Source organism: Stenotrophomonas sp. T8 (assembly GCF_051853085.1).
Lineage (GTDB): Bacteria > Pseudomonadota > Gammaproteobacteria > Xanthomonadales > Xanthomonadaceae > Stenotrophomonas > Stenotrophomonas sepilia.
Genome location: NZ_CP195329.1, coordinates 3,007,240 through 3,028,222 on the forward strand (window position 1 = coordinate 3,007,240; position 20,983 = coordinate 3,028,222).

The 20,983-nt window shown below is 68.6% G+C and carries 14 protein-coding genes; 4 read left to right on the plus strand and 10 right to left on the minus strand.

Annotated elements, in window-relative coordinates:
- Positions 1-19: 19 nt before the first annotated feature.
- Genes ACSDHM_RS14045 through pilG form a run of 3 tightly spaced genes read right to left on the minus strand, consistent with a single transcriptional unit; the run spans position 20 to position 1,332 of the window.
- Positions 20-550, minus strand: a complete 531-nt coding sequence (locus ACSDHM_RS14045; RefSeq protein ID WP_065178184.1) for a chemotaxis protein CheW — start codon at positions 548-550, stop codon at positions 20-22.
- Positions 550-912 (minus strand): response regulator, encoded by a 363-nt coding sequence (locus ACSDHM_RS14050; protein WP_005410717.1) that lies wholly within the window; start codon positions 910-912, stop codon positions 550-552. The genes ACSDHM_RS14045 and ACSDHM_RS14050 overlap by 1 nt, the downstream gene beginning before the upstream one ends.
- A gap of 18 nt (positions 913-930) precedes the next feature.
- Positions 931-1,332, minus strand: a complete 402-nt coding sequence (gene pilG / locus ACSDHM_RS14055; RefSeq protein ID WP_005418455.1) for a twitching motility response regulator PilG — start codon at positions 1,330-1,332, stop codon at positions 931-933.
- Between the two features lie 240 nt (positions 1,333-1,572).
- Between pilG and gshB the strand changes: the two genes are divergently transcribed.
- Positions 1,573-2,520 carry a glutathione synthase gene (gshB, locus tag ACSDHM_RS14060; RefSeq protein WP_061478899.1) on the plus strand — a complete coding sequence of 316 codons (948 nt, stop codon included), beginning with the start codon at positions 1,573-1,575 and terminating at the stop codon, positions 2,518-2,520.
- Entirely contained in the window at positions 2,520-3,404 is an 885-nt protein-coding gene (locus ACSDHM_RS14065) for an energy transducer TonB family protein (protein WP_151354840.1), read from the plus strand. Before gshB ends, ACSDHM_RS14065 begins: the two co-directional genes overlap by 1 nt.
- Positions 3,405-3,859: 455 nt before the next feature.
- Here the strand turns inward: ACSDHM_RS14065 and tsaB are convergent, their stop codons facing one another.
- The 4 genes from tsaB to mrcB form a co-directional block, all read right to left on the minus strand.
- The gene (gene tsaB / locus ACSDHM_RS14070; protein WP_072168547.1) at positions 3,860-4,573 is read right to left on the minus strand and encodes a tRNA (adenosine(37)-N6)-threonylcarbamoyltransferase complex dimerization subunit type 1 TsaB; all 714 of its coding nucleotides are present in this window, start codon (positions 4,571-4,573) and stop codon (positions 3,860-3,862) included.
- A 9-nt stretch (positions 4,574-4,582) separates the two neighbouring features.
- Positions 4,583-6,631: an ATP-dependent DNA helicase gene (locus tag ACSDHM_RS14075; protein WP_252745519.1), complete on the minus strand. Its 2,049-nt coding sequence runs from the start codon at positions 6,629-6,631 to the stop codon at positions 4,583-4,585.
- A 597-nt stretch (positions 6,632-7,228) separates the two neighbouring features.
- Complete coding sequence (locus tag ACSDHM_RS14080; RefSeq protein ID WP_050562713.1) at positions 7,229-7,765, minus strand: hypothetical protein; 537 nt, start codon at positions 7,763-7,765, stop codon at positions 7,229-7,231.
- Positions 7,762-10,188, minus strand: a complete 2,427-nt coding sequence (mrcB, locus tag ACSDHM_RS14085; protein ID WP_188240732.1) for a penicillin-binding protein 1B — start codon at positions 10,186-10,188, stop codon at positions 7,762-7,764. The genes ACSDHM_RS14080 and mrcB overlap by 4 nt, the downstream gene beginning before the upstream one ends.
- Positions 10,189-10,284: 96 nt before the next feature.
- Here mrcB and ACSDHM_RS14090 point away from each other — a divergent pair, with 96 nt between their 5' ends.
- A complete protein-coding gene (locus tag ACSDHM_RS14090; protein ID WP_188240731.1) occupies positions 10,285-12,384 on the plus strand; it encodes a glycosyltransferase in 2,100 nt (699 codons plus the stop codon).
- On the opposite strand, the gene ACSDHM_RS14095 is transcribed toward ACSDHM_RS14090, so the two are convergent.
- Both ACSDHM_RS14095 and ACSDHM_RS14100 read right to left on the minus strand, forming a co-directional pair.
- Positions 12,381-13,946 carry a hypothetical protein gene (locus ACSDHM_RS14095; RefSeq protein ID WP_049414184.1) on the minus strand — a complete coding sequence of 522 codons (1,566 nt, stop codon included), beginning with the start codon at positions 13,944-13,946 and terminating at the stop codon, positions 12,381-12,383. The genes ACSDHM_RS14090 and ACSDHM_RS14095 overlap by 4 nt on opposite strands.
- Before the next feature lie 30 nt (positions 13,947-13,976).
- On the minus strand, positions 13,977-16,133 hold the full coding sequence (locus ACSDHM_RS14100) for a RelA/SpoT family protein (RefSeq protein ID WP_111008316.1): 2,157 nt from the start codon (positions 16,131-16,133) through the stop codon (positions 13,977-13,979).
- Between the two features lie 130 nt (positions 16,134-16,263).
- Here ACSDHM_RS14100 and ACSDHM_RS14105 point away from each other — a divergent pair, with 130 nt between their 5' ends.
- Positions 16,264-16,788: a hypothetical protein gene (locus ACSDHM_RS14105; RefSeq protein ID WP_111008317.1), complete on the plus strand. Its 525-nt coding sequence runs from the start codon at positions 16,264-16,266 to the stop codon at positions 16,786-16,788.
- Positions 16,789-16,863: 75 nt separating this feature from the next.
- Here ACSDHM_RS14105 and hrpA read toward each other — a convergent pair whose 3' ends face one another.
- On the minus strand, positions 16,864-20,946 hold the full coding sequence (gene hrpA / locus ACSDHM_RS14110) for an ATP-dependent RNA helicase HrpA (protein ID WP_188240730.1): 4,083 nt from the start codon (positions 20,944-20,946) through the stop codon (positions 16,864-16,866).
- Positions 20,947-20,983 lie beyond the last annotated feature (37 nt).

Sequence of the window (20,983 nt, forward strand, 5' to 3'; positions counted from 1 at the left end):
CAGGGGGCGATGCCTGGCCTCAGGCCGCGGCTTGCCGGAATTCAGGGGTGCGCGACAGCAGCGAGAGCGAGAACACGCCCCAGTCATGGCCGTCGGCATGGAAAGCACGATCGACGAAATGCCCGTAGCGGCCATCGGCCAACGTGCCCGCTTCGATCTGCTGGTCCAGCTCGAAGCTGCGCTGGCCGAACAGTTCATCGATGGTCAGTGCGACGTCGCCGCCGGCCTGGCGCATGATCAGCACGCGCTGGCCTTCCTGCTGCACGGTGCGCGTGCCTTCCAGGAAGTACTTCAGGTCGACCACCGGGAACAGGTTGCCGCGCAGGTTGCCCACGCCCAGCAGCCAGGGCTGCGCACAGGGTACCGGGGTCACCGGCGGCATCGGTACGATTTCCACCACTTCGCGGAAATCGGACACCAGCCGGCGCTGGCCGACGCGGAAACCCACGCCACGCCACAGGTCCTGGGCAAACTGTTTTCCGGGCAACTGCACCGCATGGGCCAGGCTGCGCCGTTCATAGGCTTCAAGGATGTCGAAGGGCGAGCGCATCAGGCCACCAGTTCGTTGATCCGCGCGATCAGTTCATCCTCGCGCGGCGGCTTGACGATGTAATCGGCGGCGCCCTGGCGCAGGCCCCAGGCCTTGTCGGTTTCCATCGCCTTGGTGCTGACGATGATCACCGGGATGTGCTTGATCGCCGCATCACGGGCCATCGCACGGGTCGCCTGGAAGCCGCTCATGCCGGGCAGGACCACGTCCATCAGCACCAGCTGCGGCACCTGGTCGCGGACCAGCTGCAGGCCATCCTCGGCGTTGTCCGCTTCCAGCACTTCGTGGCCGGCACGGCGCAGCCACTGGGTGAACACCGCGCGGTCGGTCGGTGAATCCTCGATCAGGACGATACGAGCCATTGTGCCTTTCCCCCCTGGTCAGGCGTTGACGTATGTGCGGATGGCACCCAGCAGTTCTTCACGCGTGAAAGGCTTCGTCAGGTACTGCTCCGAGCCGACGATGCGTCCCCGCGCCTTGTCGAACAGGCCATCCTTGGACGACAGCATGATGACCGGGGTCGCCTTGAACAGCTGGTTGCCCTTGATCAGCGCGCAGGTCTGATACCCGTCCAGGCGCGGCATCATGATGTCGACGAAGATGATCTGCGGTTGCTGGTCTGCGATCTTGGCAAGCGCTTCGAAGCCGTCGGTGGCGGTGACCACCTCGCAGCCTTCGCGCTTGAGCAGCGTTTCCGCAGTCCTGCGGATGGTCTTCGAGTCATCGATGACCATCACCCGGAGTCCTGCGAGTTCCCCGCCCGCAGTCGTGTTTTCAGTCATTGCCTATCCCCAAGCGCACGGCCCGATCTCTGGCGGGGGCCGCTGCGAAAGCGTATCTATATCGCACTTTCCGCGCCCGCTTCAAGGCCGCCCCACGGCGCGGGGCATGGCCCCCTCCTGAACGTGACGGGTTTCGCAATGAGTGCGCGACCGCCGGGCGGACGCTGCGTTGCAGTATGGCGGGGAGGCGCGCGACCGGCGTTGCCGCTACCATCAACGCCTTGCCTGACAGGTGCGCCCATGCCGTTGAACGTCATCGTGGTGATGGACCCCATCGCCCACATCAAGATCGCCAAGGACACCACCTTCGCCATGCTGCTGGAAGCCCAGCGCCGCGGCCATGCCCTGCACTACGTGCGGCCGGGCGGACTGGCCCTGGAAGGTGGCGTGGCGGTGGCCCAGACCGCGCCGCTGCAGGTGCGCGACGACCCGGCCGGCTGGTATGAGCTGGGTGAGTTCAGCCGTACCGAGTTCGGGCCCGGCCAGATCGTGCTGATGCGCAAGGACCCGCCGGTCGACGCCGAGTACATCTACGACACCCAGGTGCTGGACGTGGCCGCCGCTGCCGGTGCCTGTGTGGTCAACAACCCGCAGGGCCTGCGCGACTACAACGAGAAGCTGGCAGCCCTGCTGTTCCCGCAGTGCTGCCCGCCGACCCTGGTCAGCCGCGATGCCAAGGCGCTGAAGGCCTTCGCCCTCGAACACGGCCAGGCGGTGCTGAAGCCGCTGGACGGCATGGGCGGCCGCTCGATTTTCCGCAGCGGCCAGGGCGATCCGAACCTGAACGTGATCCTGGAGACACTGACCGACGGCGGCCGCAAGCTGGCGCTGGCCCAGAAGTTCATTCCCGACATCACCGCCGGCGACAAGCGCATCCTGCTGGTCGACGGTGAACCGGTCGATTACTGCCTGGCGCGCATTCCCCAGGGTGACGAGTTCCGCGGCAACCTGGCGGCCGGCGGCCGTGGCGAAGGGCGCCCGCTGAGCGAGCGTGACCGCTGGATCGCCGGCCAGGTTGGCCCGGAGATGAAGCGTCGTGGCATGCGCTTCGTCGGCCTGGACGTGATCGGCGATTACCTGACCGAGGTCAACGTGACCAGCCCGACCTGCGTGCGCGAGCTCGACGCGCAGTACGGCCTGAACATTGCCGGCACCCTGTTCGACGCGCTCGAGGCCGGCCTGCGCTGATGCCGTCCGCACCCGCCGTTCTGCCCCCGCCGCCACGCGAAGCGCAACGGCTGGGGGCCACCATCGCACTGTCGGTGCTGGTCCACGCCCTGCTGATCCTGGGCGTGGGTTTCGCCGTGAAAGGCGATGCTCCGCTGGTGCCGACGCTGGAAGTGATCTTCAGCCAGACGCGCACCGCACTGACGCCAAAGCAGGCTGATTTCCTTGCCGCCGCCAACCAGGAAGGCGGTGGCGAGCACGACCGCGCACAGCGTCCGCGCGACAACCAGGCCGGCATCGTGCCGCAGGCCCGGTCCGGGTTGAGCCCGGTGCCGCAGCAACAGCAATCGGCCGCCCCGGTTCCGCCGCCGCAGGCACGGGTGGTCAGCAGCCGCAACGGACAGGATACGGTGGCACAGGCGCAGGCCCAGCCAACCCCGGAACGCCCCGAGCCGGACGCGCCGTTGAGTGCACGCGAGCAGCGCGATGTGGAGATGGCGCGACTGGCTGCCGAAGTGCATCTGCGCTCGGCGCAGTATGCCAAGCGCCCGAATCGCAAGTTCGTGTCGGCCAGCACGCGTGAATATGCCTATGCCAATTACCTGCGCGCCTGGGTCGACCGTGCCGAGCGCGTCGGCAACCTGAATTATCCGGACGAGGCCCGGCAGCGCCGGCTCGGCGGCCAAGTGGTGATCAGCGTGGGCGTGCGGCGCGATGGCAGCGTGGAGAGCAGCCGCATTCTGCGTTCAAGCGGGACGCCGCTGCTGGATGAAGCGGCGCTGCGGGTGGTGAAGCTGGCGCAGCCGTTCCCGCCATTGCCAAAGACCGAGGACGAGATCGACATCCTGCAGGTGACCCGCACGTGGGTGTTCCTGCCGGGCGGCGAACTGCGCGACGACCGGTAGGGTTTTGGTGCCCGGGCCTGCGGCCCGGGACCCGCTGAAGGGCTAGAGCAACAGCAACAGCAGCGGTTGGTGTACTGAAGCTTGGCGGGGCGGTGTCGGGCGACGGGGACGCCGCAAGTACATCCGTGTAGGCTTAGCCGCGGCGTCCATGCCGCGGATACCCCGCCGCCCGACACCGCCCCGCCTCTGACAGATCGCGGCGCACCATTGCTTTGGTAGGTGTCGACCTTGGTCGACACACATCCACGCCAGGCGTGGATACGAGCGAAGCGACCCGCTTTTGACTTTGATCTTCTTTTTTTGATTTTCCGTGGCGGACGCACACGGAAACTGTCAGAGGTCGGGCGGGGGTGGGTTCGCGGGGGTCACGTCAGAGACGGGTTCACGGCGTCCCCCGCGCACCCACCTCGCCCGGCCAAGCGCGGCTCGTGCTTTCGCGCCCCGCCACGAGGGGCTCAGCCGTTGGCCTTCGCCTTCGCCTCGCGCGCGGCCTGCTGCTCGACCAGGGTCAATGCCACGTTGTCGCGCAAGTACGCCGGCTCGACCTTCTCCGGTGCGATCGCCTCGCCACGCGCGAACGCCGGCACGGCCAGTGCCAGCACGTCCGACGCCCGCGGCAATGCCGCAGCATCGAAACCGCGCAGGCTACTGCCCAACTGTGCCACCAGCGCGCCGTCGCCCGCGCCGAAACCGGTACCGACACCGTAGGCCGACATTCCCTCCGGCAACGTCACCACGGAGGGCGCGCAGACGCGCTCGGCATCGCGCGCGACCGGCAGGCCGTCGACGCGTTCGAAGCGCGCGACGTAGAGTTCACCCATCCGGGCATCGATTGCCGACAGGATCTGCGTTTCTTCCACCGGTGCCCGCAGCGCCAGCACCTGCAGCGTCGAAACCGGCAGCAGCGGGCGGTCCAACGCCAACGCGATGCCCTGGGCGATGGCGATCGCCAGGCGCACACCGGTGAACGCCCCCGGGCCGCGACTGAGCGCGATGCCATCGAGCTGGCGACGGCTGATGCCGGCTTCGGCCAGCAGCGCCTCGGCCCATGGCAGGCTCAGGTCGGCATGCCGGCGCGGGGCGATCTCGAAGCGTTCCAGCACCTGCCCATCGACATGCAGGGCAACGGAGCAGGCTTCGGTGGCGGTTTCAAAGGCGAGCAGTTTCATCAGATCAGGTCAGAACAGGGGGAACGTGGCACCAGGAGCCGGCTCCGGGCCCGGCGCAACAGCGGCCGGGTCAGCCGCATCATCAGCCACGGGCACCCATTGTGGCGTAAAGAAGGCCTGCACATCGGCCAGGCTGCGGGTGCGGCGGAAGGGTGGCAGTGAATCCAGGAAGACCCGGCCATAGCCACGGTTGAGCAGGCGCGGATCGCACAGGACCAGCACGCCACGGTCGCTTTCGCTGCGGATCAGGCGACCGACACCCTGCTTCAGTGCGATCACCGCCTGCGGCAGCTGTTCGTCGCGGAACGGATTGCCGCCCTGGCTGCGGATCGCCTCCAGGCGTGCCTCGTACACCGGATCGTCCGGTGCCGCGAACGGCAGCTTGTCGATCATCACCACACTCAGCGCTTCGCCGACCACGTCCACGCCCTCGCGGAAACTGGCCGAGCCCAGCAGCACGCCATTGCCCGATTCACGGAAGCGCTGCAGCAGCGTCGCGCGCGGTGCCTCACCCTGCACGAACAACGGCCATGGCCCGTCGCGCAGTGCTTCGGCCGCCTCGCGCAATGCACGGTGCGAGGCGAACAACAGGAATGCCCTGCCCTGCGATGCCTGCAGTACCGGCCGAAGGGTCTGGATCAGCGCGGTTCCGAAGCCCCGTGCGGCCGGATCAGGCAGGCCTTCCGGGAGGTAGCACAACGCCTGCTCGGGCCAGTTGAACGGACTCGGCTGGACCAGGGTATGCGGATCGTCCAGGCCCAGGCGCGTGGCGATGTGGTCGAATCCATTGCCCACGGTCAGCGTGGCCGAGGTGAAGATCCATGCCGCGCGGCTGCGCTCGCGATGCTCGCGCAGCGGGCCGGACACATCCATCGGCGTACGCTGGCAGCGGAAACCCCGCGGCGTGAGCTCGTACCAGAGCACATCGGCGGCACTGGCGTGGTCCGCCGGATCGGCATCGAAATCGAGGGTGGGTTCATCATCGCCCAGCCAGCGCTGTAACCGCGACACCGCCTCGCGCGCCCGCGCATGGCAGGCGTCCAGACCCGCCGCCGATTCGCGCAGCGGTTGAAGTGCCTGCTCCAGCGCCACCAGGCCGGCCATCACCGTATCGAAGCCGTCGCGGACCTGTGGCATGGCCAGCGCACGCCACTGCGCACCCCGCGGCGGCAGCCCCTCCATCGCCGAACGCAACGCCAGCAACGCCAGTTGCAACTGGTCGACCGGCTCCTGCAGCGCCGATTGTGCGCCCCCTACGCCGCGCGCTTCAGCCAGGCAGTCGCGACCCAGTTCCTGCCATGGGCGCATGCCGAAACCTTCGCCGAAGAACTGCGCTGCCAGTTCGGGCAGCTGGTGTGCCTCGTCGATGACAAAGGCCTGCGCCCCCGGCAGCAACTCGCCGAAGCCGTCCTGTTTCAGTGCCAGATCGGCCAGCAGCAGGTGGTGGTTGACCACCACCACGTCGGCGGCCTGCGCACGCTGCCGTGCGCGCACCACGAAGCAGTCGTCCCAGAATGGGCAATCGGTGCCCAGGCAATTGTCGACAGTGGAGGTGACCATCGGCAGCAGCGGCGAGTCATCGGCCAGGCCCTCCAGTTCGGCGATGTCACCGAACTCCGAGCGGCCGGACCACGCCAGGATGCGCTGGAACTGCGCGGCCTGTTCGGGACTGGAAAACCGCGGCTCGCCCCGCGCCTGCTGCAGTCGATAGCGGCACAGGTAGTTCGCGCGCCCCTTCAGCAGCGCGCTGCGCAGGCCGACGCCCAGCGCCTGGCGCACGCGCGGCAGATCGCGGTGGTAGAGCTGGTCCTGCAGCGCGCGGGTACCGGTGGAGATGATGGTGCGCAGCCCGGACAGCAGCACCGGCACCAGATAGGCGAAGGTCTTGCCGGTGCCGGTACCGGCCTCGGCCAGCAGCAGGTCCCGCTGCTGCAGCGCATCGGCAATGGCTGCGGTCAGGTGCAGCTGTGCCGGACGCGGGACGAAGGCATCCAGGTGCGAGGCGAGCGCGCCGCCTTCGCTGAGGGCTTCGCGGCTGGCATGGACAAGGTCGGACATCAGAGGGAAAGGATACCCGGCCGGGCGCTGCCCGGCACCCGTTTCAAGCCAGAGCGCAGGCAAAAGCAACAGCAACAGCGTGGTTCATGGCTCTGGGTTGCTGCGTGTTTGGCGGGGCAGGAGGGGCAGGCAGGACACGCCGTAAACCCGTCCATGGGGGCTCGATGGCGCCATCCATGGCGCCAACGGTCCTGCCTGCCCCTCCCGCCCCGCCTTCGACAGTTTCCCGGTGACGGATGGACGTGCTTCGTGGCGTCGCGCTTGCTCGACTGATTCAGAAGCGGTGGGTCGAACGGAAACAAGAAGGGGTCGGAGCCGTTTTCCTGCGGAAAACGGATCCGACCCCACAACGAGTGCGCGCAGCGCGCGACCCGCTTTTGATTTTCTTTTTCTTTTCCGTGGCTGGACGCACACGGGAACTGTCAGAGGCCGGGCGGGGTGGGTTCGCGGGGGTGTCCGCGGCATGGATGCCGCGGCTAAGCCCCCAGGGACGGGTTCACGGCGTCCCCCGCGAACCCACCCCGCCCGGCCAAGCGCGGCTTTTGCTTTACTCGGCCAAGCAGCCAGCCACGAGGGGCTGTGCCGTTGGCTGAAAACTCAGTAACGCTTGATCCCCGGCACCGTGCAACCTTCAATCTGCGCGTGCGCCGACACCGCATTTTCCTTCTCGCCCCGCGCCAGCCGCGACTGCTCGATCGTCGCCCAGTGCCGGCGGCACAGCGGCCCGGTCTTCGAGCCCAGATCCACGGCCTTGCGCGCGAACGTCTCCGCTTGTGCCCACTGCCCCTGCAGCAGCGCCAGTTCGGCACGCTCCTGCAGCACCGCCGGGTCACCAGCCACGATCTCCAGCGCATGGTCCAGGCTGCTGGCGGCACCGGCGAGGTCGTTGGCCTGGCGCTGCGCCTGTGCGGCCAGCCTCAGGTCTTCCACCTGCGAATCACGCAGCGGCTGCACCGACAATTCCTTGTCGTCCGGACCCGCTGCAGCATCCACGGCCGCCAGGCGCTGCGCCGGCGTGGTGGTGTCGACCGGCTTGACTACCGGCGGCGCGCTGCTCACGCAGGCGGCCAGGGCCAGACTTAGGCCGGTCAGGGCCAGGGGCTGCAGCAGGGTTCGCATGTTCATCGGCATCATCGGCTCGGGGGAGGAGTGGTGGCGGCAGGTTCGGCGGGTGCTTCCGGCTTGCGGTCCAGGCCGAACCAGCTGCGCCAGCCACCGCCCTCGCCTTCAGCCTCGCCCTGCCCCTCGGGCGACGCGGCCGGCGCGCACGGCACATAGGCAGGCGCATAGCCCACCACGAACGGGAAACGACGCGCGCCGGGGCAGCCTTCATCGGTGCTGTTGAGACCGGTGGGAGCCACCGGCTGCCAATCCAGGCCCTTGTTGCTGACCCGCAATGGCGCACTCGGCAGGCGCTGGAAGATGCCCGACCAGACCCGCATCGCGCCAGTGGCGCCATACAGGCCGGCCTGCTGGTTCTGATCGTTGCCGATCCAGATCACCGCCAGGTGGTCGCCGGTGTAGCCGGCATACCAGCTGTCACGGCCATCGTTGGTGGTGCCGGTCTTGCCGGCTGGCTGCAGACGGCCGAGGCCATCAGCATTGAGCCGCTGCGCGGTACCACTGGCGACGACCTGCTGCAGGCCGACACTGATCAGGTTGGCGGCAATCGAATCGCCTTCCTGTGCCGGTGCCGGGGTCTTGTCGTAGCGCTTGAGCAGCTTGCCCTGCGGATCGAGCACGCCACGCACGGCGTGCAACGGCTGGATCTCACCCCCGGACGCGAGGAACTGGTACAGCTGCGCCATCGCATACGGGCTCTGGTCGGTCGAGCCGAGGATCACCGCCGGATTGGCCTCGGCCTTGATGCCGGCCAGCACATGGATCAGCTGGGTCACGCGCTCGGGGCCGACCTGCATGCCCAAGCGCACCGTCGCCTGGTTGTACGAATGCGCCAGCGCATCGATCAGGCGCACCGTGCCGTGGCTGCGGTTGTCGGCGTTGCCGGGGCTCCAGTTGCGGCCGCGGCCGAGCTGCACCGTCACCGGCGAATCATCGACCCAGCTGGCCAGCGAATAGCGGTCCGGCTGCGCCAGGGCCAGCAGGTACACGAACGGCTTGAGCAGCGAACCGACCGGGCGCTGCGCCTCGATCGCACGATTGAAGCCGACCTCGGACACCTCACGGCTGCCGATCACCGCCAGCACGTCGCCGTTGTGCACGTCGGTCAGCACCATGCCGGCCTGCAGTTCAGGGCGACGCTGGCTTTCCAGCGACTTGATGGTGCGGGTCACCGCGCCTTCGGCATAGGCCTGCGCGGACGGCGACATACCGGTCATCACGCTCAGGCCCGCGCCCTGCAGCGCAGATTCCGGATAGTCATGCGCAAGCTGCCGGCGGACCAGGTCGACGTAGGCGGGGAAGCGGTTGGCTGCCACCAGGCCCGGTGTCTTGGGCACACCCAACGGAGCCTTCAGCGCGCGCTGGTACTCGGCATCGTCGATCAGCGTGGCCTCGTGCAGCTTGCCCAGCACGAAGTTGCGGCGATCCAGCGCGCGTTCCGGGTTGCGCCGCGGGTCGTAGAAGGACGGCCCCTTGACCAGGCCGATCAGCAGGGCGATCTGCTCGGTCTCCAGCGACTGCAGGTCACGCCCGAACCAGAATTCGGCACCGGAGGACATGCCATGGATCGCCTGGCTGCCGCGCTGGCCCAGGTACACCTGGTTGAGATACGCCTCGAAAATCGTGCGCTTGTCGTAGCGCGCCTCCATGATCAGCGCGTACAGCACCTCATTGAACTTGCGGGTGAGCGTCTGCTCCTTGCCGATGCCAAGCAGGCCGCTGCGGGCCAGCTGCTGGGTGAGCGTCGAGGCGCCCTGGCGGCTCTGGCCACCGGAACGGATCGTCACCCACACCGCGCGCGCGATGCCGGACAGGTCGATGCCGTGATGGCGGTTGAAGTCCTTGTCTTCCACTGCCTGCAGGCCGGTCACCAGCAGGTCCGGCGCCTCGTCCATGCGGATCAGGCGGCGTTCTTCCTGCTTCTGGCCGTACAGCGTGGCGATGCGCGCCGGATCCAGCCGCGCGGCCTTCAGTGCCTTGCGGCTGTCGGCGTCGCGCAGCGAGGCCACGCCGCCATCGGCCAGCGACAGCTCCACCCGGCGCGGCGCCACCCGGCCATCGACATCGTTGTAGCCACGACTGGAGATCACGAAGCGACCGCCGTTCACCGCATAGGTGGCCGGCTCCTTGCCCTGGCCGTCATCACGATAGGCGGAGGCGGCCAGTTCGGTCTTCAGCGTGGACGCATCCATCGCCTTGCCGGGGGTGAGCACCAGCGGGCGCGCATACACGCGCGTCGGGATCTGCCAGCGCAGCTCGCCGAAACGCTGGGTCACCTGCTGGTTCAGGTACAGCGTATAGGGAATGAGGAAACCCAATCCCAATGCGACCGCAGCCATGCTCCAGGTGATCAGCCGGCGCCGCCACAGCGGACCGCTGTCCTGCGGGTCGTCGTCGAAATCGTCGATGTCGTCGGAATCGTAGCGTCGGGGCACGGGAATGCGAGAATGTAGGGTCTGGCGAGTCTACCCCAGCCACTGCGGCTGGCGAGTTCTCCCGGGTTCCCCTGCTTAAGCTGGAGTTGCAACCGGATGGCGATGTCCCTGGCCGAGATCCGATACCTGATCAACCGCCTGTCGGGCCTGGCCCGCCGGAGCCTGGCAAGCCTGCGCACCCGCGGGTGGCGGGCCACCTGGCAACGCATCCGCGTGCACACCCAGCGCGCCGTTCCCGCGCCGCGCACGCCGCTGTTCCTGCCGCCAGCACAGGCTTTCGCTCCCTTCACGGTGCCGTTCAGCGAGTTGCCGGAGGTAAGCATCGTCATCCCGGTCTACAACCACGTCGACCACACCCTGGCCTGCCTCCGCGCCCTGGCGGCACACCCGCCCGCAGCCGCGTGCGAGATCCTGGTGGTGGATGACGGCAGCAGCGACGCTACCGCACAGTGGATGCCGCAGGTGGCGGGCTTGCGCTATGAGGTGCGTGCGCACAACGGCGGCTTCATCGAAGCCTGCAACGAGGGTGTATCGCGCGCACGCGGCCGCTACGTGGCGCTGCTCAACAACGATACGGTGCCGCAGCCGGGCTGGCTCGACGCCCTGCTGGACACCTTCGGCAGCGTCCCCGACGCCGGCCTGGTCGGCAGCCAGCTGCTGTATCCCGATGGCCGCCTGCAGGAATCGGGCGGAGTGATCTTCGCCGATGGCAGTGGCTGGAGCTATGGCCGCTTCGAGGCCGCTGACGACCCGCGCTTCGCCAGCCTGCGCGACGTCGACTATTGCTCCGGTGCGGCGCTGATGCTGCCGCGTGCCCTCTGGCAGCAGCTGGACGGCTTCGATACCCGCTACAAGCCAGCGTACTACGAGGACACCGACCTGGCCTTCCGCGTGCGTGCACAGGGCCTGCGCGTGCTGGTGCAGCCGGCCAGCCGGGTGATCCACGACGAGGGCACCAGCAACGGCACCGACACCGGCAGCGGGGTGAAGGCCTACCAGGTGCGCAACCAGGCCATCTTTGCCGCTCGCTGGGCCACCGAGCTGGCCGGCCATCCGGCGGTCGGCGCAGTGCCGTCGCCAGCGCTGCTGCTGCGCGGCCGGCGCCAGGTGCTGATCCTGGACGAGGAAGTACCGCAGCCCGATCGCGATTCCGGGTCGCTGCGCCAGGTCAATCTGATCCGCCTGCTGCTGCAGGGCGGTGCCCACGTGGTATTCGTCCCGACCCGGCGCGAGCATGCCGGCGCGGCGACCGAGGCGCTGCAGCGGATGGGCGTGGAAGTCTGGTACGCCCCCTTCCTGGACGGTGTAGCCGGCTGGCTGCGCAGCCATGGGTCGCGTTTCGACGTGGCGATGCTGGTGCGCCACCACGTCGCCCACGAGTGCCTGCCCCTGCTCAAGCGCTATGCGCCGCAGGCACGAACCGTGTTCGACACGGTCGACTTGCACTACCTGCGCGAGCGCCGCGGTGCCGAAGTGGCGGGTGATGCGGCCCTGCTGCGCGCAGCAGAACGCACCCGCAGCAGTGAATTGGCAGTGATGGAGCAGTGCGACATCACCGTGCTGGTCAGTGCGGCCGAACGGGAGCAGCTGCAGGCCGATGCGCCGCGGGTACGGGTGGAACTGATTTCCAACCTGCACGAGGTTGCCGGCGCCGGCGCTGTCTACGAGCAACGACACGATCTGGTGTTTGTCGGTGGCTTCCGCCATCCGCCGAACCTGGACGGCATGGAGTGGTTCATCGGCGAAATCTTCGCCCACATCCGCGCCCGGCTGCCGGAGGTACGCCTGCACTGCATCGGCGCTGCGGCGCCGGAATCGTTGCTGGCACTGGCCGCACGCCACCCCGGCGTGCAGATGCACGGCTTCGTCGAGGACATCACGCCCTACATGGACGGCGCGCGCATTGCCATCGCACCGCTGCGGTTCGGTGCCGGCGTGAAAGGCAAGATCAACCTGAGCATGGCCCATGGCCAGCCGGTGGTCGGTACCACCTGCGCCGTGGAAGGCATGCACCTGCATCCTGGCCAGGACGTACTGGTGGCCGATGACGCTGCCGGTTTCGCCGATGCGGTGGTCCGCCTGTACCAGGACCCGCAGCTGTGGCAGCAATTGTCCGATGCCGGCCTGGCCAACGTCGCCGAACATTTCTCACTCGACGCCGCCCGTGCGACCGTGCAGCGGGTGTTCTTCGCCTAGTCCACCCGTCCACCGGCGCGGCGCAGGCGATCTTCAAACGCCGGCAGTTCGGCCAGATCCGGCTGCAGCAACCGCGCCTGTTCGGCGGCATGCGCGGCGAAGGCCAGGTCACCGTTACCGAGCCGCTCGCTGCCGATCGCCAGCCAGCGCTGGGCCAACCGCAGCCGCGCCGAGGGCAGTCCGGCTGCGGTCGGTGACAGGGTCTGCCAAGCCTGCAGGCAGGCGCCTGCCGCCTGCACGCGGTTCTGCCGCAGATTGTCGTCGAAGCAGCGTCGGCTGGCGGGCAGCAAGCGTGCGGCGGCTGCCTTCACCCGCGCATCGCGGGGAGCCAGCGACTGGGCTTCGCGCAACGCGTCGAACGCGCTGTGCCCGGGTGGGCTGATCCACTGCCCCGCGCGCTCGGCACGTTCGATCTTCCGCAGGTGGTCGCGCAGCTGGCGTTCGCGCTGCGCCGTGCTGACCGCGGGCTGCTGCAGAGCCCGCTGCGCCTGCTGCGCGCGCTGCAGGCGCTGCGCCAGTTGTTGCCGGACGGCCTGCGAAGCCCCCAGCTCCGCCGCCAGGGCCGCATCACGTTGCGCCGCATCGAACTGGAAGTCGTCGGCGGACTTCTGGCTGCGTGCAACCACTGCCTGCAGGGTCTGCTCACGCCCGCGCTGCGCATTGGAATCATCGGCGGCCACCACCAGCACCGCCTGGAAACCCTTGGCCGCAGCTTCCAGCTGCTGCCGTCGCAACGCACGCTGCGCCTGCCGCAGGCGCCGGTCGGCCGCGCGCGCGAGGGCCTCCTCGCTCGCCGGCAGATCGGCATGACCGGCATCGAACTGACGGGCACGACGCAGGAGCGCAGCCGCCTCGGCCAACTCCCCTCGCTCTGCCAGCGTGCGTGCCTGCAGCAGCAGGTCGCTCAGCGCATCTTCGCGCCCTTCCAGCGCCGGCAGGTTGTCCGGCTGCAGGGCCAGGATGCGCTGGAACAAGGGCAACGCACTGCTGTCGCCGTCATCCAGGCGTCCGGCCGCGAACGCGTTACGCGCCTGCGCCAACAACGCACCAATACCGGCTCCGGCGCTACGTCGCGCCTGCAACTGGCGGGCGACCGCATCGGCGTCGCCCTGCGGCACCTGCAGCTCACGGGCCAGTGCCAGGGCCTGCGCGCTGCCGTCCAGGTCATCCGCCTGCAGGCGATCGCGCGCCTGTTGCAGCGCTGCCGCGCCGGTATTGGCGAGGCCCTGGCGCGCCTGCGGGCGATCACCGTCCAGCGCCAGCGCCGCCTGGTAGCGCTCGCGCGCACCACTGCCGTCGGCATCGCTCAGGCGCCCAGCCGCCAATGCACGATCCCCCTCGGCCAGCAGCTGTTCGATCTGCGGCTCATCCCAGAACCAATCTGCCAACGGCTTGCGCAGCAGGACCAGCAGCACGAACACGGCCAGCGCTGCGAGCAGCGCCCAGCGCCAGATCCGGCGCGCATGGCGCGCCTGCAGCCACCACCAACGCCCCTCGCGACGGACACGGTCCAGCGCAGGATGTTCAGCGCCATGCGGGCGATGCGGGGGCTCGCGTTCCATGCGTGCAGGGTAGCCGGGGCAGCGTGAAGCTCAGCCGAGGCGACGCGCCTCGCTCACGCCCGGCAGCGCATCGAGCTTGCCCAGCAGCGTCGACAACTGCCCGTAGTCACTGACCTTCAGGCGCAGCCGCAGATGGGCACGGCCACTGTTGCGCACGTTGTCACTGTGGATGTCGAGCACGTAGGCGTCTTCCTGGGCGATCAGGTTGGTGATGTCCTTCAGCAGCCAGCGGCGATCGACCGCATCGACCACGACGTCCACCTCGTAGCCGCCCCCAGCCTGGCCCCACTCCACCGGCAGGATGCGCTGCGGGCTGCTGGCCGCCAGCCGGGCCAGCGCGGCGCAGTCTGCACGATGCACGGTGACACCCCGGCTACGGGTCAGGTAGCCGACGATCGGCTCGCCGGCCACCGGCTGGCAGCAGCGTGCCAGCTGCACCAGCAGGTTGCCCACGCCCTGCACGGTGAACTTGGACTTGCCCAGGTTCTCGCGGCGCGCGGTCGGCCGCGGCAGAGCCGGTGCGGGCGCGGGCTGGCTGGCGGCACGCTCCGCCTCCAGCAGCGCACGGCTGACCTGGTTCGGGCCGGTATCGCCCAGCGCCACCTGGATGTACAGGTCATCGACGCTGTCGGCATGGAACTTCTTCGCCGCCACAGCCAGGTCCGCGTGCTGCAGGCCCAGCCGCTTCAGCTCGCGCTCGAGTAGCTCGCGACCGGCCTGCACGTTGCGCGCGCGGTCCAGCTTGTGGAACCAGCTGCGCACCTTCTCGCGCGAGCGGTTGCTGGCCAGGAAGCCGTTGGCCGGCATCAGCCAGTCGCGGCGCGGATCGGCCTCCTTGCCGGTCAGGATCTCGACGCGGTCGCCGCTGCGCAGGCGGTAGGTCAGCGGCACGATGCGGCCGTTGACCTTGGCGCCGCGGCAGCGGTGCCCGACCATGGTATGCACCTGGTAGGCGAAATCGAGCGGCGTAGCGCCCTGCGGCAGGTCCAGCACCTCGTCCTTCGGGCTCAGCGCATAGACCCGGTCCTCGGTCAGCTCAGCATCAAGCGCCCCGGCCAGTTCATTGCCCTGCCCGTCCTGCGCCTGTTCCAGCAACTGGCGCATCCAGGTGATCTTGCGGTCGAAGGACTTCTCCGCGCCCTTGCCACCTTCCTTGTACTTCCAGTGCGCGGCCACGCCCAGCTCGGCCTGCGAGTGCATTTCATGGGTGCGGATCTGCACTTCGATGGTGCGACCTTCCGGGCCGACCACGGCGGTATGCAGCGAGCGATAGTCGTTGGCCTTCGGGCGTGCGATGTAATCATCGAACTCGCTCGGTACCGGTGCCCACAGCGCGTGCACCACGCCCAACGCGGCATAACAGGCGGCAACGTCGTCGACCATCACGCGCACCGCACGGATGTCATACAACTGGTCGAAGGCCAACCGCTTCTTCTGCATCTTCCGCCAGATGCTGTAGATGTGCTTCGGGCGGCCGCTGACTTCGGCCTTGATGCCCTGGGCGACCAGCTCGCGCGACAGCACCTTCTTGACGTTCTCGACGTAACGCTCGCGGGCGATGCGGGTTTCATCCACCTCGCGGGCGATGCGGCGGTAGGTTTCCGGTTCCAGGTGGCGGAACGCCAGGTCCTCCAGCTCCCACTTCAGCTGCCAGATGCCTAGCCGATTGGCCAGGGGCGCGTGGATGTCGCGGGTCAGCTGGGCCAGCGCGCGGCGCTGCTCCTCGTCCAGCTTGTCGGCCGCGCGCATCCGCGCCAGCTGCCGTGCCAGCAGGATCGGCACCACGCGCAGGTCGCGGATGATCGCCAGCAGCAGCCGGCGCAGGCCTTCGCTGTTGCGCCCCGCCTCACGGCCGGCGTGCAGCGCCCACACCGGGTCGGCCGCATCCTGGCCATCCAGCAGGCCGATCACCGCCGCCTTGTGGTTGCCCAGCGGCAGCTGGTCCAGGCTGGCGCGCAGGCCCGGCAGGTCGAACAGCAATGCGGCCACCACTGCGCCTTCGTCGGCCGAGAGCATCGCCAGCGCATCGAGGGTATCGCCCAGCACCGACCAGGTGGCACGCATCTGGTGCTCGCAATCCGGCGCTTCCCAATGCTCACGCAGGGCCTGGCGCAGCGGAGCAGGCAGCACCGCTGCCGAGGGACGGTTCAACAAGGCATCCAGGCCAGGGACGGAAGCGCGGTTCACAGCATCGAGCAGGCAAGACAGAGGCCCCTACACTAGCGCCGGCGCCGTTCAGGGACAATCACTGCACCTACCATCACCCGGCATGAAGACATGCCGCTACACTCGCCCACACACCCAGGAGAGACCCGCCATGCCTTCGATTGCCCCGCGCGTCCGTCCACGGCTGCTGGCCTGTGCCGCCGTGCTGCTGTCCCTGTCCGCGCCTGCGCTGGCCCAGCGCGTGGTGGAGGGCGACCTGCAGCAGCAGATGTCGCCCTCCGAGTTCAAGGCCGCCGGCCTGGACAAGCTCAGTGCCGGTGAACTGGCCACGCTCAACCGCTGGCTGCAGGGCAAGGTCGAGGCGGCCACCAACCAGGCCGTCGCCGCAGCGCGCGAAGAAGGCCGCCAGGAAGTGATCAAGAAGAACCGCGGCTTCCTGGACTTCGGCAGCAGCGAACCGATCGAAAGCAACCTGCAGGGTGAATTCCGTGGATTCGGCCAGGGCCGCCGCTACGTGCTGCAGAACGGCCAGGAGTGGGAGCAGATAGACGCCACGCACTATTCCGGTGGCCGCAAGGACGCCCCGGGCGTCAGCATGCGCCCAGGGGTGATGGGCGCCTGGTATATGAAGGTGGACGGGGTGAACGTGCAGCCGAAGGTTCGCCGCACCAAGTAACGTCCGGGCATTCCGGCCGTGCCCGGCTCCCTGCCCGGCCGGCCCCGGTCGCCCGAGGGGGCGGCCGGGGCGCGCTCAGGCCTGGCGCAATGCAGCCACGCGCTGCGCCAGCTTCTTCGCCGAGATGCCGGTGCGTGCCCCCAGCTCCTGCGCGAACAGCGATACCCGCAGTTCTTCCAGATCCCAGCGCAGCGCCTGCCATTGCGGGCGATCACGCAGGCCCTGCTGCTCGCCCGCCTCCAGCGCTTCCAGGAACGGATGCAGTTCCAGCATGCGCGCCTGGTCGCGCGGCGGATCACGCTTGGCACGTTCGGTGCGCAGGATCATCGCCTTCAAGTAACGCGGGTACTGCGCCAGCGCGTCGGCCGGCGTGTCGCGCAGGAAGCCGGGGTGGATCAGCCCGGCCAGCTGCGCTTCCATGTCGTCCAGGTTGCCGCGCGCCCAGCCCATCAGCGGCGCCTCCAGCATCGGCTTCAGCTCCGCCACCAGCGCCAGGATGGATTCGGCCAGCTTCAGCCGCGACATCGCCTCGCCAAACAGGGCCTTGGCGGCATGCTCGCGGCGCTGCTCGAAGGCCGCCGCATCACGGATGTCTTCCAGGCCCTCGGCCAGCACCGCGTTCATCGCTGCATCGACCAGGTCACCACGCAGGCGCTCCTGCGATTCGATCGCGGCATACAACAGGCCGGTCTTGGCACCGACCGGCAACTGCTTGCGTGCCTGCTTCACCTTGTCGGCCAGGGCGATCTCCAGCAGGCGGCGCACGCCCAGCGGATGGGCGTCCTGCGCCTGCTGGCGGTCGGCGAAGATGCGCAGCGCCACGCTGTCGCCCTCGTCCAGCAGCGCCGGATAGGCCGGCACGCCGGCTTCACCGGGTACCTGCAGCGGAATCGGCGTGGCCGGGAACGTGCGCAGGCCGTCAGCCGCCATCTCGCGCCCGGCACGCGCGGCGAAGGCATCGCCAGCACGGCCACCGAATTTCGCGCGCAGCGCTTCCAGATCACGCGAGGTGGCCAGCACCTTGCCCTGTTCGTCGCGCAGCCGCAGGTTCATGTGCAGGTGTGGCTCGATCGAACCCGGCTCGAAATCCAGTGCGGTCACCGTCGCGCCGGTCGCACGTGACAGGAAACGCGCCAGCTCGCCGGTGATGGCATCGGCGCTGGGCTGCGGGAAGGCCTCGTAGAACGCGCGACCGAAGTCCGGCGCCGGCACGTAGTTGCGGCGCATCGCCTTGGGCAGGCTGCGGATCAGTGCCGAGGCCTTGTCGGCAACAAAGCCCGGCGCCAGCCAGCCCAGCTGCACCGGGTCCAACGCGTTGAGCAGGTGCAGTGGCACGTCCAGGGTGACGCCATCGTCGTCGGCCCCCGGTTCGAAGCGGTAGTGCAGCGGCAAGCGCGCCTGGCCCAGCGCCAGGTACTTCGGATAGCGCTCCTGTTCGCTGCCCTCACCGGGCAACAGGTCTGCCAACGACCAGTGCAGCGCCTTGCGCTGTTCCGGCGCCAGCCCTTTCCACCAGCTATCCAGTCCCGCCGCCGAGTGGATCTGCGGCGGCACCCGGTCCAGGTACCAGCGTGCCTGCCAGTCTTCGTCGGCAACGATGCCGGCGCGCCGCAGCTTGGCTTCTTCCTCGCGCGCGACCTCCAGCACTTTCTGGTTGTCGGCGACGAAACTGGCGCGGGTATTGATCTCGCCGGTCACCAGTGCCTGGCGCACGAAGATGTCATGCGCCTCGCCCGGCGCGATGCGGCCGTAATGGACCGGTTTCTTCGGTGCCAGCACCAGGCCGAACAGGCTGATCTGCTCGGACGCCAGCACCTGGCCCTGCGCGCGCGACCAGTGCGGGTCGAAGTGCTTGCGCAGCAGCAGGTGCGGCAGTTCGGCGATCACCCAGTCCGGCTCGATCGCGGCCAGGGTCATGCCCCATACCTTCTGCGTATCCAGCAGGTTGGCCACCAGCAGCCACGGCGGTGGCCGCTTGGCCAGCGCCGAACCGGGGAACGGCAGGAAGCGGCGCTGGCGTGGTGCCTGGAAATCGCCCTTCTCGGTGCGGTGGCCGATCTGCGTCGGCAGGCCCGCCACCAGTGCCCGGTGCAGGGTCTGGTAGGCAGCAGCGCGTACACGTTCGCTGAAGCCGCCGCCGACGGGCGCCTGTTCCTTCTGCGCGCGCGCGGCCGCCGGTGCCGGTGCGGCCTCGGCCTTGCCTTCGCGGGCCAGGCGCGCGGCACGATGCAACTGGCCGCGGGTGGCCTTTACTGCGGCCGCGTCATCACGCGCCGGTGCCGGCGCACTGCTGCCGGCCAGCAACGGTGCCATCGACGCCTCGCTGGCCTCTTCCTTCCAGCCCAGTTCCTCGCACAGCAGCCGCAGCTGGCGATGCAGCTCGCGCCACTCGCGCATGCGCAGGAAGCCGAGGAAATGACGTCCGCACCAGTCGCGCAGCTTGGACTGGGTCAGGTCCTCATGGGCCTGCCGGTAGGCATCCCACAGGCGCAGCACGCCGACGAACTCGGAGCGGCCATCGGCGAACTGCGCATGCGCGCTGTCGGCCGCACCGCGCGCTTCCGGCGGGCGTTCGCGCGGGTCCTGGATGCCCAGGAACGAGGCAATCACCAGCATCGGCCGCAGGCAGCCGGCGGCCTGCGCGGCGACCAGCATGCGCGCCAGCTTCACGTCCACCGGCAGGCGCGCCATCTGCTTGCCGATGGTGGTCATGCGCCGCTCGGCATCGATCGCGCCCAGCTCGGTCAGCTGCTGCCAGCCATCGGCCACCGCGCGCTCGTCCGGTGCCTCCAGGAACGGGAACTCCTCGATGCGGCCCAGGCCCAGCTGCAGCATGCGCAGGATCACGCCGGCCAGGCTGGAGCGGCGGATTTCCGGATCGGTGAACTCCGGCCGCGCCTGGAAATCCGCCTCGGCGTACAGGCGGTAGCAGATGCCTTCGGCGATACGGCCGCAGCGACCCTTGCGCTGGTTGGCGCTGGCCTGCGAGATCGGCTCGATGTGCAGGCGATCCAGCTTGTTGCGCGGGCTGTAGCGCTTGACGCGGGCGAAGCCCGGATCGACCACGTAGCGGATGCGTGGCACCGTCAAAGAGGTCTCGGCCACGTTGGTGGCCAGCACGATGCGCCGGTTCGGCCCGGGGTTGAACACCCGGTCCTGGTCCTGGTTGGACAGGCGCGCGTACAGCGGCAGCACCTCGGTATTGCGGTACTTGCGCCGTTCCAGCGACTGGTGCGCATCGCGGATCTCGCGCTCGCCCGGCAGGAAGATCAGCACGTCGCCGCGTGCGTCCAGGCGAGTGATCTCGTCGATGGCCGACACGATGGCATCGTTGACGGTGCGCTCGCCCTGGTCTTCGCCCTCACCTTCCAGCGCGCGGTAGCGCACTTCCACCGGGTAGGTACGGCCTTCGACGCTGATCACCGGCGCATTGTCGAAATGCTGGGCGAAGCGTTCGGTGTCGATGGTGGCCGAAGTGACGATCAGCTTCAGGTCCGGGCGCTTGCGCAGCAGCTGCTTCAGGTAGCCCAGCAGGAAGTCGATGTTGAGGCTGCGTTCGTGTGCCTCGTCGACGATGATCGTGTCGTAGTTCGACAACCAGCGGTCGCTGGCGATCTCCGCCAGCAGAATGCCGTCGGTCATGAACTTGATGCGGCTGTCGTCGCTGACCTTGTCATTGAAGCGCACCTGGTAGCCCACCAGCTGGCCCAGTTCGCTCTGCAGTTCCTGCGCCACGCGGCTGGCTACCGCACGTGCGGCGATCCGTCGCGGCTGGGTGCAGCCGATCATGCCGGCCTGGCCACGGCCTGCGGCCAGGCACAGTTTCGGCAGCTGGGTGGTCTTGCCCGAACCGGTTTCACCGGCGATCACCACCACCTGGTGGTCGCGGATCAGTTTGATGATCGCGTCGGCTTCACGCGCAATCGGCAGCTGCGGGTCCAGAGTAATGGACGGCTGCTGTTGCGCCCGCACCTGCCGGCGCTGCACCGACGCCTGCAAGGCCTGCTCGAAAGTAGCGGCCAGTGCCGCATCCTGCGGCTTGGCCTGGCAACGCGAGAGCATTCCCAGCAAACGGCCCCGGTCGCGGCTCATGGCGCCGTCGATGGCGGCGCGCTGTTGGCGCAGGCGGGGCGATGGATTTTTATCGATAGAGTTCATCAATCGGTTCGTTCAAAACTTTGAAAGCGACCAGTCA